The following is a 14,984-nucleotide window of genomic DNA, read 5'->3' as shown; positions in this document are numbered from 1 at the left end:
TACCCGACACCGGGTGTCGAACCGACACGATAGCGGAAGCCCACGCCAGGTCTGCCCGGCGGTTCGCGGTCGCGCCGTCCCGTTCCGGTGTCGGCGGGGCCGGTGGGACCCCGGGGAGGACTGTTCGGTCTCCCCGGAGGACGGGCCCCGGCCCCGGCCGGGGCCCTCCCGGTTCCGGTGGCGCGTGCCCCACCGGTCGTCGGGTCGCCCCGTTCCCGGTGAGGCCCGCTCCGTCGGCGGTGGGGACGCTCGCGCCTGGGTTGTCGTGGTGTGCGGGATGCGCCCTTGCGGGGCCGCGCACTCGTTCCACGGTAGAGGACGCCGCCAAACTCCCCGGGCGGGACGCACCGGTCGGCGGCGGGCCGGGGCGGGGAGCGGGGCCCGGTGGCCTAACTCACGGAGGGCGAGGAGGCCTGGGCGTAGCGCCGCACGGGGATGCGGCCGGCCAGGCGCGCGCCGCGGCCCGCGCGTACGGCGTCGCGCATCGCGGCGGCCATGCGCACCGGGTCCTGGGCGCGGGTCACGGCCGTGGCCAGCAGGACCGCGTCGCACCCCAGCTCCATGGCCAGGGCGGCGTCGCTGGCGGTGCCGATCCCCGCGTCCACGATGACCGGCACACCGGCCTGCTCGACGATCAGCTCCAGGTTGTGCGGGTTGCGGATGCCCAGCCCCGAGCCGATCGGGGCGGCCAGGGGCATCACCGCGGCGCAGCCCACCTGCTCCAGGCGCCGGGCCAGCACGGGGTCGTCGTTGGTGTAGGGCAGCACGGTGAAGCCCTCGTCCACCAGTTGTTCGGCGGCCTCCAGCAGCTCGACGGGGTCGGGCAGCAGCGTGTGCTCGTCCGCGACCACCTCCAGCTTGACCCAGTCGGTCTCCAGCGCCTCGCGGCCCAGGCGGGCGGTGCGCACCGCGTCGACGGCGGTGAAGCACCCGGCGGTGTTGGGCAGCGCCCGGATCCTGTTACGGGTCAGGACGTCCCACACCGACCCCCGGGTGCCGGGGGAGACCCGGCGCATCGCCACGGTGGTCAGCTCGGTGCCGGAGGCGATCAGGGCCTCCTCCAGGACCTCCAGGGAGGGGGCTCCGCCGGTTCCGGTGATGAGCCGGGACCCGAAGGAGGTTCCCGCGATCACGAGGTCGTCGTTCATTCTCAGCCTCCCTGCACCGCGGTGAGGACGTCCACGCGGTCGCCCTGGTTGAGCGGGCTCGCGGCCCACGCGGTCCGGCGCACCACCTCGTCGTTGACGGCCACGGCGACACCGCCGGGGGCCTGGGCGCCGGTCAGGTCGCGCACGACCGCTTCCACGGTCGTGTCGTCGGCGAACTCGCGGCGGTCGCCGTTGATGATCAGTTCCACTGCTACTACCTACTTGCGCGTCGTGCCGTGAAACGGCGGGCGTACTCGGGCAGGTCTCCGTCGGTCAGGGCCCGGGCCATGGCCTCACCGGTCACCGGGGTCAGCAGGACCCCGTGCCGGAAGTGCCCGGCGGCCAGGTGCAGTCCCGGGACCCGGGTGGGCCCCAGGAGGGGTTCGTTGTCGGGGGAGCCGGGGCGCAGCCCGACGCAGGTCTCGGTGACCTCCAGCTCGCTCACCCCGGGGACGAGTTCGCGCGCGTCCCGCAGCACCTGCCAGAGCCCCCCGACGGTGAGCGAGGTGTCGTGGCCCAGCTCCTCCTGGGTGGCGCCGATGACGACCTCGCCGTCGGCGCGCGGCACCAGGTAGGTCGGGAACCCCCGGACCAGGCCGCGGACGGTCCGGCCGACGAGCGGCGGCTCCCCGTCGGGCACCCGGGCGCGCAGCAACTGCCCCTTGACCGGGCGCAGCGGCGGGACCACGGGTTCGGGGACCGCGACGCCGTTGCCCCAGCAGCCCGCGGCCAGCACCACCTGGTGCGCGGGCAGGATCCGACCCGCCGCGGCCTCCCCGGCCAGGCGCACGCCCAGCCGGGCGCCCCCGGGGCCGGGGGAGAGGATCTCCCCGACCAGCCCGCGGACCTCGGTGACGCCCGCGCGCCCGCCCGCCGCGGCCAGGGCGCGCAGCAGCCGCCGCGGGTCCACGGAGTGGTCGTCGGGGGCCAGGACGCCGCCGCGCACGGACGGGGCGAGCATGGGCTCCAGGCGGCGGCACTCGCGGCCGGTCAGGCGCTCGGCGGCGATGCCCAGCCTCCGCTGGAGCGCGTGCAGTTCGGTGAGGACGGCCAGGTCGTCGCGGTCGAAGGCGACCAGCAGCGTGCCGGTGGCGCGGTGGCCCACGTCCAGGCCGCTGGCCTCCTCCAGTTCGGCGACGAAGTCCGCGTACATGCGGGCCGAGCGGATGCCCAGCTCCATGAGGGGCTCCTCGCCGAACGCCGCCTCGGTGGCGGGGGTCAGCATGCCCGCGGCCACGGTGGAGGCGGCGCGGGCGGGGTCGGACTCGACCAGGGTGACGCTCAGGCCGCGTTGGGCGGCCCGCCAGGCGGTGACCCGCCCGACCAGGCCGCCGCCGACCACGACGACGCGGTCGCGGTGGGAATCGTCGGAGGTGCGCACGGCTGTGGCTTCCACTCCCTTCGCCGGCATGATCCGGATCAGGTTCGTGCGGTCGGAGGCTCACAGCCTCCCTCTCAGCCGGGTCCCACCCGGCTCCCGCGGGATGTAGGGGTCTGTCCCCATTCTAGGACCCGTGGCCGACGCGCGCCGTGCCGGGGGGAAGGAGGTGCGCGGATGTGGCAGATTGGTGGTGTGACACAACGCGACATCGACACGCTGATCGGCGACTGGCTGACCCTCAAGGAGGCCGCCGCTCCGCTGGGCGTGAGCCCGAACCGGATCAAGACGCTGATCCGCGAGAACCGCATGATGGGTGTGGTCCGCGACGGCGAACTCTCCATTCCCGCGGCCTTCATCGACGGCGACGACCTGGTCAAGGGTCTGCCGGGGACACTGCTGCTGCTCACCGACGCGGGCTTCTCCTCCGAGGAGGCCCTGCGCTGGCTGTTCACCCACGACGACTCCCTGCCGGGCACGCCGATCCAGGCCATGCGCGAGAACCGGGGCACCGAGGTGCGCCGCCGGGCCCAGAGCCTGGCCTTCTAGTCCGCTGCCCCGGGTCCGCGGCCCACGGACCCGTTCGTGACCCCCGGGGAAGAGGGGGAGGGGCGCGCCGCCGCGCCCCTCCCCCTTGGGTCCGAACGCGCCAGGGCCTAGGGTGGACCGTGTGAGGACCAGCCACGGAACCAGCCTGCGCAAGCGCCTGGACGCATCGCTTCTGTACCTGTGCACCGACGCCCGGACCGGCCGGGGCGACCTGGCCGAGTTCGCCGACGCGGCCCTTGCCGGGGGAGTGGACATCATCCAGCTCCGGGACAAGGGCCTGGAGGCGCGCGAGGAGATCGCGGCCCTGGAGGTGATGAAGGAGGCGTGCGAGCGGTACGGCGCCCTGCTCGCGGTCAACGACCGCGCCGACATCGCCCGCGCCGTGCGCGCCGACGTCCTCCACCTGGGCCAGCGGGACCTGCCCGTGCCCATGGCCCGCGACATCATCGGCGCCGACCCCGTGATCGGCCGCTCCAACAACGACGTCGCCGCCGCGGCCGCCTCCGCCGAGGAGCCCGGCAGCGACTACTTCTGCGTCGGACCGACCTGGGCGACCCCCACCAAGCCGGGTCGCCCGGCCGCCGGGCTGGAGCTGGTGGAGGAGGCGGCCGCGCTGGGCACCGACCGCCCCTGGTTCGCCATCGGCGGGATCGACGCCGACAACATCGACCGCGTGCTGGACGCCGGGGCCCGCCGGGTCGTGGTCGTGCGCGCGATCACGGAGGCGGAGGACCCCCGGGCCGCCGCCGCCGCTCTGCGCCAGCGCCTGGCGGCCCGCGCCGGGGGCTGACCGGCAGCCGGGCGCCGAACGACCCCGGGGCCGGTCCGCCGGGGCCCGGCCGTTCGGTGCCGCCCGCCTCTAGGGGACCAGCAGGACCTTGCCGAGCACCGTGCGCCCCTCCAGCGCGGCGTGCGCCTCGGCGGCCCGCTCCAAAGGCAGGGTCAGGCCCACGTGCGGGGTGATCCTGCCCATGCGGGCCATCTCCAGCACCAGCCGCAGGGCGTCCCGCCGGTCGTCCTCGGCCTGCTTGAGGTCGAACAGCCCCAGGACCCCGATCCCGCGGCTCGCGGCCTCCCGCGCGTCCACCTCCGTGAAGCCTCCGCCCGCCGAGCCGTAGCCGACGAACCGGCCGCCGTCGGCCAGGGTCGCGAAGGCCGCCGCGCCCAGCGCGCCCCCGGCGCCGTCCAGGACCACGTCGACCCCGGTGCCGCCGGTCAGCGCGCGCACCCGCTCCGGCCAGTCCGGCTCGGAGTAGTCCACGGTCTCCTGCGCGCCCAGTTCGCGGACCAGGGCCAGTTTGGCCCCGCCCCTGGCCGCGCCGATGACCTGTGCCCCGGCCCTGCGGGCCAACTGGACGGCCAGGGTGCCCGCCCCTCCGGCGGCCGCGGCGACCAGGACCGTGGTGCTGGGCCCGAAGCCCGCCGCCCGCTCCAGCGCCAGCGCGGTCGGCCCGTCGTGCAGCAGGGCCAGCGCCGCCCGGGGGTCCACCTCCTCGGGCACCCTGACCAGTGCCGACTCCGGGACCACGGCCCGCTCGGCGTAGCCGTCCACGGGCAGGGTGGGCCTTTCCGGCGTCCCGTCCGTGTGCCCGGTGTCGGCGACCACCGTGGCCCCCTCCCAGCCCGGGTCCACGCCCGGGCCGATCCGGACCACCCGCCCGGCCACGCCCGCGCCGGGGACGTAGGGGGGAGCCACGGGGAAGTAGTCCAGCCCCCAGCCGCCGCGGACCAGGGTGTCCAGGTACATCACGTTCGCCGCGGAGACCTCCACCAGCGCCTGTCCCGGTCCCGCCTCGGGCTCGGGCACGTCCCGGACCACCAGGACCTCCGGGCCGCCGAACTCCCGGACCTGTACCGCTCGCATGTCGTTCTCCCTCGGTGCGCACTGCCTGTCTCCGACACCGCCCAGCCTCTTACCTCAATATTTGTTGAGGTCAAGGGCCGGGTGCCGGGGGAGATCCACGGCACAGGGGACCGCCCCGCACGGGCACATGGCGCGGAGGGCGGGCCGCGGTCAGACCGCGACGTGCGACAGCGCGCTGGGGTGGCGCCGCAGGAAGCCCTCGATGGACTGGGCGGGATGGCCGGTCAGGTCGGGGACGGCGGGCGAGACCACGTCGAGCTCCCCGGCGGCGATCGCGGCGTAGGAGGTTACCCAGCCCTCGACCGCCCAGTCGGGGGCGCCGCCGCGGCGCGACTCCAGCGCCTCCTCCCGCGTCTGGGGCACGTAGTGCACCGAGCGCCCGGTGAGCACGCTCAGCCTCTCCGCCGTCGCGCCCAGGGACAGCGCCTCCGGGCCGGTGACGTCGTGGCTGGTGTCGTGCGAGGCGCGCGCGGCCGCGGGGTCGGTCAGCACGGCCGCGGCCACGTCCGCCACGTCGTCGCGCGAGACCCACGCGATCCGGCCGTCACCGGCCGGGCCCCGCACCGCGCCCCCGTCGTCCACCCAGTCCGGCAGCAGGTCCAGGTACAGGCTGGGTCTGAGGAAGGTGTACCGCACCCCCGTGGACCGGATGTGCGCCTCGGTGAAGAAGTGCGTGCGCGCGAACGTGAAGGTGGACGCCGGGCCCGCGCGCAGGAAGGACAGGTAGACGATCCAGGACACCCCCGCCTTGACCGCGGCGTCCACCGCGCTCACGTGGACGTCGATCCGGTCCTCGGACTCGGTGGCCGAGACCAGGAACAGTGTGTCCACCCCCCGGCACGCCCGCTCGAAGCCCGTGGAGTCCTCGTAGGCCGCCATCGCCGCGCTGCTGCCGGGGTACTCGGGAGCGCGGTTGATGTCGCGTACGATGAGCCGCTGGGGCCTGCCCAGCCGCGCGATCCGCGCGGCGACCCGCCCGCCCAGCGCCCCGGTCGCCCCCGTCACCCCTATGGTGTGGTTTGTCGTGTGATCGTCGCCCATGACACCCCATCCTGCGTTACGAGGGCGTGCCGGACGCTGAGCGGCACGCGCCTTTTTGCGCCGCGGGGTCGGGCGCGGCGGGGCCGGCGCCCCCGGGGCCGCCGGGGTCAGGGCGCGGGACGCCCGCCGTCCGCCGGTCCCCGGGCCGGTCCGTGCCCGACCGTCCGACCCGACGCGTTCCCGGGCTCCTCCGCCTCCCGAGCGCCCCGCGCGACCGGGCGGCGGTAGGCCAGGCGGCGCAGCAGCGCCTCGGCCGGTCCGCGCCTGCCCGCGCGCTCCAGCGCGTAGGACGCCGCCACCGTCACCAGCCACACGCCCACCGCGAACAGGGCCATCGACCACGAGGCGAGTTCGCCGCCCAGCCCCAGGCCCCAGGCCGCCAGGAGCGGCGCGCACAGCACCGACTGGGCCAGGTAGGCCGACAGCGAGCGCTTGCCGGTCGCCGACAGCGCGCCGACCACCGCGCCCGGCGCGCGACCGCGCCCCTGGATCCGGTGCGCCGCCAGCGCGATCAGCGCCACGTAGCCCAGGCCGCCGGCCAGCCCGGTCACCATGTGCGGCATGGCCAGCATGCCCGCCTGCGCGGGAGACAGGTCCCAGACCCCGATCTGGGCCAGGGCCATGGGCAGCCCGCCCAGCCAGCCCACGCCGACGCCCAGGGCCGCGGTCCAGCGCAGCAGGCCCAGGTGCTCGCCCGGCTCCTCAAGTATCCGGCGGCGCGCGGCCCAGTAGCCGAGCAGGATCGCCGCGGGCACGACCATGCCCAGCAGTCCCTGGCCCAGCGTGATCAGCGGCCAGGCCATGACGCGGCCCAGCGCGGCGCCCAGGATCGAGGCGTCGCCGATGTTGGCGGCGGTCTGGTCCATGCCGAACGCGGCGGAGGAGGGGGCGTCCGCGGGCATGAAGGCCAGGCCCAGCAGGCTGAACGCCGCGAGCAGGGCGGCCAGCCCGGTGAACACCCCCGCCCACACCAGCAGCGTGGCGTCCCTGCGCCGCAGGAACAGCCAGCCCAGGAGCAGCCCGGCCAGGCCGTAGGCGCCCAGGATGTCGCCCATCCACAGCAGCAGGGCGTGGACGAAGCCGAACGCGAGCAGCCACAGGTTGCGGCGGCGCAGCAGCGCGTTCACCTCCCGCGCGGACGAGCCCGCCGCCTCCTGGCGCCGGGCCAACTGCACCATGCCGTACCCGAACAGGAAGGCGAACATCGGATAGCTGCGCATGTCCACCGCCATGACGATGGCGAACTGCGCGATCCGGTCCAGCGCGCCGCCGGGCTCCGGGTGGACCCCGCCCCCGCTGGACGGGAGCGCCCACAGGTACCAGGCCGTGTTGGCGAGCGCGATGAACAGCAGCATGAACCCGCGCGCCAGGTCCGGCGCGAGGGCTCTCTCGCCCGCGCCGACCGGACCGCGGGAAACGGTGTGCCCAGACATGGGAGACTCCCCGATTTCGCGATATGTCGTGTCAGCGATTCAACCGGAGCGGGCGGACGGGCACAACAGGCCCCCGGCGGGCGCGGACCCGGGAAACTCCCCTAGGGAAGGACCCTCAGGAGGAGCGCGAGGTGGCGGCCACGACTAGCTGGCGCAGCGGCTCGCGGGCGGATTCGTCCAGCTCGGGGCTCTCCAGGGACGCGACGGCCCGGTCGGCGTACTCCGCGATCATCTCCTCGCACACGGCCAGCGCGCCCGAGCCCTCGATCAGGGAGCACATCCACTCCACCGAGGACACCGACAGGTCCGGCGCCCCCAGCAGCGAGCGGAACCGCTCGGCGTCGGCCGCCCCGGCGCGCGCCAGGGTCTCGGCCACCACCAGCGTCCGCTTGCCCTCGCGCAGGTCGTCCCCGGCGGGCTTGCCGGTGGTGGACGGGTCGCCGAACACGCCCAGCACGTCGTCGCGGAGCTGGAAGGCGATCCCCAGCGGGATGCCGTAGCCGGTGTAGACCCCGGCCAGCTCCTCGTGGCGGCCCGCCAGCGCCGCGCCCAGGTGCAGCGGGCGCTCCACCGTGTACTTGGCGGACTTGTAGCGCATCACGCGCAGCGCCGCCTCGCGTGTGCCGGTGCCCCGCACCTGCTCCAGGGTGTCCAGGTACTGCCCGGCCATGACCTCGGTGCGCATCGCGTCGAAGGGGCGCCGCCCCCGGCCCAGCACCTCCGTCGGGAAGCCGCTGGCCTGGTACATCTCGTCCGACCAGGCCAGGCACAGGTCGCCGATGAGGATGGCCGCGCCCTGGCCGAAGCCCTCGCTGTCGCCGCTCCACCCCTGGTCGGCGTGCAGCTTGGCCAGCCGCTTGTGCGTGGCGGGCAGGCCGCGCCGGGTGTCGCTGTTGTCGATCACGTCGTCGTGGACGAGCGCGCACGCCTGGAGGAACTCCAGGGAGGCCGCCGCCCGCACCACGCGCTCGTCGTCGGCCGCGCCGCCCGCGCCCCGCCACCCCCAGTAGCAGAAGGTCGGCCGCAGGCGCTTGCCGCCGGAGACCATCGTCTCCAGCGCGTCCATGGCCGGAGCCAGCTCCTCCCCGATCTCCATCAACTGGGCCCGGTGGTCGGCGCAGAAGGAGGTCAGTTCGCGGTCCACGCCGGAGCGGACCGCGAGGACGGCGGAGGCGGACGGGGAAGAGGAAGGCACCATGAACCGCAGGTTATCGGCTGTCGGACACGGCCCGGTCCGGTTCCGCCCGTCCGGGCCGCTTCCAACTGGCCGCCAGCACGAACGACACCGTCACCAGCAGCACCGCCAGGGGCACCCGCAGGTCCGGCAGCCAGTGGTGGGTGAGGAAGTCGAGGTAGACCGCGACCGCGACCGCGGTGGTCGCGGCGGCGCGGTAGCGCACCGGCTCCAGGTCCAGCAGCCGCCAGGCGCGCACGATGTAGGAGCCCACCGCCGAGAGCGCGAACCCGGCGAACATGCACACCGCGAACGCGCAGGCCCGCGCCTGGAGCCAGCCGAAGCGCAGCAGTTGGGCGACCCAGAACAGCGGACGCGGCCGGGGGCCGGGAACGGGGACGGTGGAAGGGGGCGGGGGAGGGGGCATGCCGTATCCTCGCACGTCGTGCCGCGCGGGAGTGGCGCGCGCCACGGGTCTCACAGGGTGGGACGGCTCCTCCGCCGCGGGGGTGTCTGACCTAAGCTGGTGCGCATGCTGGCTGCACCGACACTCCCTGTGGCGCCCCGAGGCCCGGCCCCCAGGCCGCGTCACATCCGCGAACTCCTCGACGCGGGCGAGCCGATGTTCTCCTTCGAGTTCTTCCCGCCCCGCACGCCCCAGGCGCAGGAGCGCCTGTGGCGCGCGATCAGGGAGATCGAGGCCCTCGGCCCCGCCTTCGTCTCAGTCACCTACGGCGCGGGCGGCAGCACGCGCGGGCTGACCGTGGAGACCACCGAGCGCATCGCGACCGACACCACACTGCTGCCGGTCGCTCATATGACCCTGGTCGACCACTCCGTGGCCGAACTGCGCCACCTCGTCGGCCGCCTCGCCGACGCGGGCGTGTCCAACATGCTCGCCGTGCGGGGCGACCCGCCCGGCGACCCGGACGGGGAGTGGATCCGCCACCCCCAGGGGCTGACCTACGCCGAGGAGCTGGTGCGCCTGATCAAGGACAGCGGCGACTTCTGCGTGGGCGTGGCCGCCTTCCCCTACAAGCACCCGCGCTCGGACGACGTCGAGACCGACACCGACCACTTCGTGCGCAAGTGCGAGGCGGGCGCCGACTACGCCATCACCCAGATGTTCTTCGACCCCGAGGACTACCTGCGCCTGCGCGACCGGGTGGCCGCGCGCGGCTGCGAGGTGCCGATCATCCCCGAGGTCTTCCCGGTGGTGCGCACCTCGTTCATCCCGCGCTCGGAGCAGCTCTCCGGCGCCCCCTTCCCGGCCGACCTGGCCGAGAGGTTCGCCTCCTTCGGCGACGACGCCGAGTCCGTGCGGGCCTTCGGCATCGAGCACGCCCAGCGCATGTGCGAGCGGCTGCTGGCCGAGGGCGCGCCGGGCATCCACTTCATCACCTCGAACCGGTCCACGGCCACCAGGCAGATCTACCGGGAGATCTCCGGTCACCGGAGCCCGTCAGAGGGAGCCGGGCGGCCATGATCGAGAAGGGCTGACCGGGGCTGCCGGGGAAGCGGAAGTCCTCCAGCACCTCGGTGAACCCGCACGAGCGGTACAGGTGGCGCGCCGCGGAGGGTCCCGAACGCGTGGACAGCACCGCGGTGCGCTCCGGCCTGTCCCGGCACAGGGCGTGGAGCAGGGCGCGGCCCACGCCCCGGTTCTGCGCGTCCGGGTGGACGTGCACCTCGGCGACCTCCAGCGCGTCGGACAGGCAGCGGCGCGCCTGGCGGGCCCCGGCGTCCGCGCGCAGCCCCTCCGCCACCGTGTCGTGCCACCACTGGCCGCCGCGTCCGTGGAAGCCGTAGGCGAAGCCGACCGGGAGGCCGCCGCGCACGGCCACCACCGCGCGAAAGCCCGGGTTGCGGGCGTGGCCCCTCATGACGGAGGCGCGCCCGGGCAACTGCTCCGGGGGCGGCCGCATGGCGGCCTCGTACACCTGGAGCAGCGCGGGGACGGCGTGCGTGAAGGCGGGCGGGGCCAGCTCACGCAACTTGGTATCGGCTACCACGGGCCAAGGGTAGTTCCCCGGACCTTCCGCGGTCCTGCGGATTCGCGCGCGGACGGGGTGCGCGCGGCGCCGGGCGGGGTCCTTGACGGGTCCGGCGGCCTGGGGTTAACTGGATCATGTCGAACAGGAGTTCGACGCACTCCGTCGGACCCCCCTCCGGCGGGAGGGCGGCGCGGCCGGGTTGGGGAGGGGAAGCCCCACGTCCGGCCGCGCCGTTCCGGCCCCGTCCGCCGGCCAGTCCCCGGCCGGGCGGACACGACGAGAACCGGCGCCCCCGTCGGGGCCGCCGGTTCTCGTCGAGCGGGTGCGGATCTGTTCGGTTGTCCCGGTGTTCGGGTACCGGTCAGAAGGCGTCGACCGCGCGGCGCGCCTCGGGGTCGAGGACGCCCCAGTTGATGAGCTCCTCGGTCAGGTCCCCGGGCGACTTGTCGTAGATGACCGCGAGTGAGCGCAGGTCCTCCTGGCGGATGGAGAGCACCCGCCCGTTGTAGTCACCCCGCTGGCTCTGGATCGTGGCGACGTAGCGGGACAGCGGCCCGGCCTTCTCCTGCGGCAGCTGCTGCATGCGCTCCAGGTCGATGACCAGCTTGGGCGTGGGGCCCAGCGGGGTGGGAGCCGCGCCGCCCGGCAGCAGCTCCGACATCGGCACGCCGTAGAAGTCCGCCAGCTCGGCGAGCTTCTGGACGGTGACGGCGCGGTCGCCGCGCTCGTAGGAGCCCACCACGACGGCCTTCCAGCGGCCGTGGGACTTCTCTTCCACCCCGTGCAGGGACAGGCCCTGCTGGGTGCGGATGGCACGCAGTCGCGCACCGAGGGACTTCGCGTATTCGGATGGCATCTTCTTGTCGCTCCCGGCCGTGACAGTGGCTGGCGTGGTGGGGGGGCGTCCGCTCGTACTCGGCGGGCCGCCTGGGCGGTCCAGCGGATGGTCACGGGATGCAACCCCACCCGGCAGTGGTTACAGACAGTGACGGTAGGGGGGTCTGCCTTCCAGGTCAAGCCGTTGGTGTGAAACGCGACTAATCGGTGGCCAAACCGTGCGTAAGTGAGACACCTCTCATGTCAGGACCGAACCGGACGAGTCGTGCGTCACGATGGCATGAAAAGCCCGTTCCTCCTGGGTATTTCAGGTTTCGGCCCCTTCGTTGCCGTATCCACTGGGTGACGACATGACCACATTTCAGGGGGTACGTGTTCGCTTGTGGTGTGACCAGAGTCACATTGGTGACCTCGGGTCATCGACCGCCTCGCGGGGGTCGCGAGCGTCGCTGGTAGCGTGGCTCCGATCGACATCCTTTAACGACCTGTTCAGTGAGGCAGGGAAGGGAGTCACTACTTTGCGTGCGCAAAAACCGACGACCGGTGACACCGGTGGCGGTTCCCCCGCACCCGAGGTGCCCGAGGGCACCCGCGCCGTCCTCGACGGCAGCGAGATCAACCGGGCGCTGACCCGCATCGCCCACGAGGTGCTCGAACGCACCAAGGGGGGCCGGGGCGTCACCCTCCTGGGCATCCCCTCGCGCGGGGTCCCGCTCGCCCACCGCCTGGCACGGCGCATCGAACGGGTGGAGGACCTCACCGTCCCCGCGGGCTCGCTCGACATCACCATGTACCGCGACGACCTGCGCTCCGCCCCCGTCCGCGCCCTCGGCCGGACCGAGATCCCCCAGGGCGGACTCGACGACCGCGTCGTCGTCCTCGTCGACGACGTCCTCTTCTCCGGCCGCACCGTCCGCGCCGCCCTGGACGCCCTCGGCGACCTGGGGCGCCCCCGCGCCGTCCAGCTCGCCGTCCTGGTCGACCGGGGCCACCGCGAACTGCCCATCCGCGCCGACTACGTGGGCAAGAACCTGCCCACCTCGCTGCGCGAGAGCGTCACCGTGCGCCTGGAGGAGACCGACGGACACGACGCGGTGCTGCTCGGCCCGTCCCGCCCCCGCCCCGGAACCACCGAGGGGAACGACTGATGCGCCACCTGCTCTCCACCGGCGACCTCTCCCGCGACGAGGCCACCCTCGTCCTGGACACCGCCGCCGAACTCGCCCAGGTCGGCGACCGCTCCGTCAAGAAGCTGCCCACCCTGCGCGGGCGCACCGTGGTCAACCTCTTCTACGAGGACTCCACCCGCACCCGCACCTCCTTCGAGCTGGCCGCCAAGCGCCTGTCCGCGGACGTCATCAACTTCTCCGCCAAGGGCTCCAGCGTCTCCAAGGGCGAGAGCCTCAAGGACACCGCGCTGACCCTCCAGGCCATGGGCGCCGACGGCGTCGTCATCCGGCACAGCGCCTCCGGCGCCGCCCACCGCCTCGCCAACTGGGTGGACGGGTCCGTCCTCAACGCGGGCGACGGCACCCACGAACACCCCACCCAGGCCCTGCTGGACGCCTTCACCATGCGCTCGCGCCTGGGGCGCCTGGAGGGGCTGCGGGTGGCCGTCGTCGGCGACATCCTGCACAGCCGGGTCGCCCGCTCCAACGTGCTGCTGCTCACCACCCTGGGCGCGCACGTCACCCTGGTCGCGCCGCCCACCCTGCTGCCGGTCTCGGTGCACACCTGGCTGTGCGAGGTCTCCTACGACCTCGACGACGTCCTGCCCAAGTCCGACGTCGTCATGATGCTGCGCGTACAGGCCGAGCGCATGCACGAGTCGTTCTTCCCGTCCACGCGCGAGTACAGCCGCAACTACGGCCTGGACGGCGAGCGCCTGTCCCGCATGCCCGAGGACGCGATCGTCATGCACCCCGGCCCGATGGTCCGCGGCATGGAGATCTCCGCGGAGGTCGCCGACTCGCCCCGCTGCACCGTCACCGAGCAGGTCGCCAACGGCGTCAGCCTGCGCATGGCCGTGCTCTACCTGCTGCTCGGCGGCTCCTGACAGCCCTGCCGCGGGTCCCCGCGGCCCGCACCACCGCACCCGGGGGACGCGAGGCCCCGCCACGGGCCCGGGCGGCGCCCGGCCCACCGGCGCGCCCCGGCCCACCGGCGCGCCCCGGCGCCCCGCGCCGCCCCTCCCCGACCCAGAACACAAGGAAGCCAACACCGCGATGCCCGACACCCACGGACCGCACCTGATCCGCGGCGCCCGCCCCCTCGGCGGCGACCCCGTCGACCTGCTCCTGGCCGACGGCCGCATCGCCGCGACCGGCCGGGACCTGGACGCCCCCGAGGACGCCCGGACCGTCGACGCCACCGGCCTGATCGCCCTGCCCGGCCTGGTGGACCTGCACACCCACCTGCGCGAGCCCGGCCGCGAGGACGCCGAGACCGTCGCCACCGGATCCCGCTCCGCCGCCATGGGCGGCTACACCGCCGTCCACGCCATGGCCAACACCGACCCCGTCGCCGACACCGCCGGCGTCGTCGAACAGGTCTGGCGCCTGGGCCGCGAGGCCGGGTACTGCGACGTGCGCCCCGTCGGCGCCGTCACCGTCGGCCTGGCCGGGGAGCGCCTCTCCGAGATCGGCGCCATGGCCGACTCCGCCGCCGGCGTGCGCGTCTTCTCCGACGACGGCATCTGCGTCTCCGACGCCCTGCTCATGCGCCGCGCCCTGGAGTACGTCAAGGCCTTCGACGGCGTCATCGCCCAGCACGCCCAGGAGCCGCGCCTGACCCAGGGCGCCCAGATGAACGAGGGCCGCGTCTCCGACCGCCTCGGCCTGCCCGGCTGGCCCGCGGTCGCCGAGGAGGCGATCATCGCCCGCGACTGCCTGCTCGCCCAGCACGTGGGCTCGCGCCTGCACGTGTGCCACGTCTCGACCAAGGGCTCGGTCGACATCATCCGCTGGGCCAAGGCCCGCGGCTGCGACGTCACCGCCGAGGTCACACCCCACCACCTCCTGCTGACAGAGGAGCTGGTGGAGGGCTACGATCCCGTCTACAAGGTCAACCCGCCCCTGCGCACCGCCGACGACGTCCAGGCGCTGCGCGAGGGCCTGGCCGACGGCACCATCGACATCGTCGCCACCGACCACGCCCCCCACCCCGCAGAGGCCAAGGAGACCGAGTGGTCCACCGCCGCCATGGGAATGGTCGGACTGGAGACGGCGTTGGCGGTCGTGCAGCGCACGATGGTCGACACCGGTCTGCTGACCTGGGCCGACGTCGCCGACCGCATGTCCGCGGCACCGGCCCGCATCGGCCGCGTCCACGACCACGGGCGTGACCTGGCGGTCGGCCAGCCCGCCAACGTGGTCCTGTACGACCCGGCCGCCGCCGTCGACGTGGACGGCGCGGCCATGGTCAGCAAGAGCGGCAACACCCCCTTCCGGGGCATGACCCTGCCCGGCCGGGTGCGCGCCACGTTCCTGCGCGGCGCCCCGACCGTCCTGGAGGGGAAGATCCAGTGAGCACAGAACAGAACACCCGGGCCGCCGACGGCCCGGCGG

16 protein-coding genes and 1 riboswitch are annotated in these 14,984 nt (G+C 74.3%); of the genes, 6 read left to right on the top strand and 10 right to left on the bottom strand.

All coding sequences use genetic code 11. The features are described 5' to 3' along the window. Window positions 1–389 precede the first annotated feature (389 nt). From ACSTA4_RS20625 to thiO, 3 genes are all read right to left on the bottom strand, one after another. Window positions 390–1,148: a thiazole synthase gene (locus ACSTA4_RS20625; RefSeq protein ID WP_248771333.1), complete on the bottom strand. Its 759-nt coding sequence runs from the start codon at window positions 1,146–1,148 to the stop codon at window positions 390–392. 2 nt (window positions 1,149–1,150) lie between these two features. Beyond that, entirely contained in the window at window positions 1,151–1,357 is a 207-nt protein-coding gene (thiS, locus tag ACSTA4_RS20620; RefSeq protein WP_248771332.1) for a sulfur carrier protein ThiS, read from the bottom strand. 5 nt (window positions 1,358–1,362) lie between these two features. Then, on the bottom strand, window positions 1,363–2,559 hold the full coding sequence (gene thiO, locus ACSTA4_RS20615) for a glycine oxidase ThiO (RefSeq protein WP_416030695.1): 1,197 nt from the start codon (window positions 2,557–2,559) through the stop codon (window positions 1,363–1,365). Further along, window positions 2,528–2,639: riboswitch (TPP riboswitch) on the bottom strand. (Overlaps the previous gene by 32 nt.) An 82-nt stretch (window positions 2,640–2,721) precedes the next feature. On the opposite strand from thiO, the gene ACSTA4_RS20610 reads away from it, so the two are divergent. Together ACSTA4_RS20610 and thiE are read left to right on the top strand one after the other, a co-directional pair. Next, window positions 2,722–3,075 (top strand): Rv2175c family DNA-binding protein, encoded by a 354-nt coding sequence (locus ACSTA4_RS20610; protein WP_248771330.1) that lies wholly within the window; start codon window positions 2,722–2,724, stop codon window positions 3,073–3,075. Between the two features lie 121 nt (window positions 3,076–3,196). After that, window positions 3,197–3,865, top strand: coding sequence for a thiamine phosphate synthase (gene thiE, locus ACSTA4_RS20605; RefSeq protein WP_212643530.1), 669 nt, complete (start codon window positions 3,197–3,199; stop codon window positions 3,863–3,865). Between the two features lie 69 nt (window positions 3,866–3,934). Here thiE and ACSTA4_RS20600 read toward each other — a convergent pair whose 3' ends face one another. From ACSTA4_RS20600 to ACSTA4_RS20580, 5 genes are all read right to left on the bottom strand, one after another. Beyond that, window positions 3,935–4,939, bottom strand: a complete 1,005-nt coding sequence (locus ACSTA4_RS20600) for a zinc-binding dehydrogenase (protein WP_248771325.1) — start codon at window positions 4,937–4,939, stop codon at window positions 3,935–3,937. A gap of 150 nt (window positions 4,940–5,089) precedes the next feature. Further along, window positions 5,090–5,980, bottom strand: a complete 891-nt coding sequence (locus tag ACSTA4_RS20595; protein ID WP_248774635.1) for an SDR family oxidoreductase — start codon at window positions 5,978–5,980, stop codon at window positions 5,090–5,092. 107 nt (window positions 5,981–6,087) lie between these two features. Next, entirely contained in the window at window positions 6,088–7,413 is a 1,326-nt protein-coding gene (locus ACSTA4_RS20590; RefSeq protein ID WP_416030700.1) for a DUF418 domain-containing protein, read from the bottom strand. Window positions 7,414–7,528: 115 nt separating this feature from the next. Beyond that, window positions 7,529–8,611 (bottom strand): polyprenyl synthetase family protein, encoded by a 1,083-nt coding sequence (locus tag ACSTA4_RS20585; RefSeq protein ID WP_248771324.1) that lies wholly within the window; start codon window positions 8,609–8,611, stop codon window positions 7,529–7,531. Window positions 8,612–8,621: 10 nt separating this feature from the next. After that, window positions 8,622–9,014, bottom strand: a complete 393-nt coding sequence (locus ACSTA4_RS20580; RefSeq protein ID WP_248771323.1) for a DUF817 family protein — start codon at window positions 9,012–9,014, stop codon at window positions 8,622–8,624. A gap of 129 nt (window positions 9,015–9,143) precedes the next feature. Here ACSTA4_RS20580 and metF point away from each other — a divergent pair, with 129 nt between their 5' ends. Further along, the gene (metF, locus tag ACSTA4_RS20575; protein WP_274978193.1) at window positions 9,144–10,073 is read left to right on the top strand and encodes a methylenetetrahydrofolate reductase [NAD(P)H]; all 930 of its coding nucleotides are present in this window, start codon (window positions 9,144–9,146) and stop codon (window positions 10,071–10,073) included. On the opposite strand, the gene ACSTA4_RS20570 is transcribed toward metF, so the two are convergent. Together ACSTA4_RS20570 and bldD are read right to left on the bottom strand one after the other, a co-directional pair. Then, window positions 9,985–10,599, bottom strand: coding sequence for a GNAT family N-acetyltransferase (locus ACSTA4_RS20570; protein WP_444960666.1), 615 nt, complete (start codon window positions 10,597–10,599; stop codon window positions 9,985–9,987). The genes metF and ACSTA4_RS20570 overlap by 89 nt on opposite strands. A gap of 343 nt (window positions 10,600–10,942) precedes the next feature. Next, window positions 10,943–11,437: a transcriptional regulator BldD gene (bldD, locus tag ACSTA4_RS20565; protein WP_013154123.1), complete on the bottom strand. Its 495-nt coding sequence runs from the start codon at window positions 11,435–11,437 to the stop codon at window positions 10,943–10,945. 499 nt (window positions 11,438–11,936) lie between these two features. Between bldD and pyrR the strand changes: the two genes are divergently transcribed. From pyrR to ACSTA4_RS20550, 3 genes are all read left to right on the top strand, one after another. Beyond that, on the top strand, window positions 11,937–12,566 hold the full coding sequence (pyrR, locus tag ACSTA4_RS20560; protein ID WP_444960665.1) for a bifunctional pyr operon transcriptional regulator/uracil phosphoribosyltransferase PyrR: 630 nt from the start codon (window positions 11,937–11,939) through the stop codon (window positions 12,564–12,566). Continuing rightward, window positions 12,566–13,474 (top strand): aspartate carbamoyltransferase catalytic subunit, encoded by a 909-nt coding sequence (locus ACSTA4_RS20555; protein WP_444960664.1) that lies wholly within the window; start codon window positions 12,566–12,568, stop codon window positions 13,472–13,474. The genes pyrR and ACSTA4_RS20555 overlap by 1 nt, the downstream gene beginning before the upstream one ends. 169 nt (window positions 13,475–13,643) lie before the next feature. Beyond that, window positions 13,644–14,945 carry a dihydroorotase gene (locus tag ACSTA4_RS20550; protein WP_444960663.1) on the top strand — a complete coding sequence of 434 codons (1,302 nt, stop codon included), beginning with the start codon at window positions 13,644–13,646 and terminating at the stop codon, window positions 14,943–14,945. Window positions 14,946–14,984 lie beyond the last annotated feature (39 nt).

This window comes from Nocardiopsis sp. M1B1, assembly GCF_052466615.1.
This window is presented reverse-complemented; position numbering and strand designations above follow the sequence as displayed.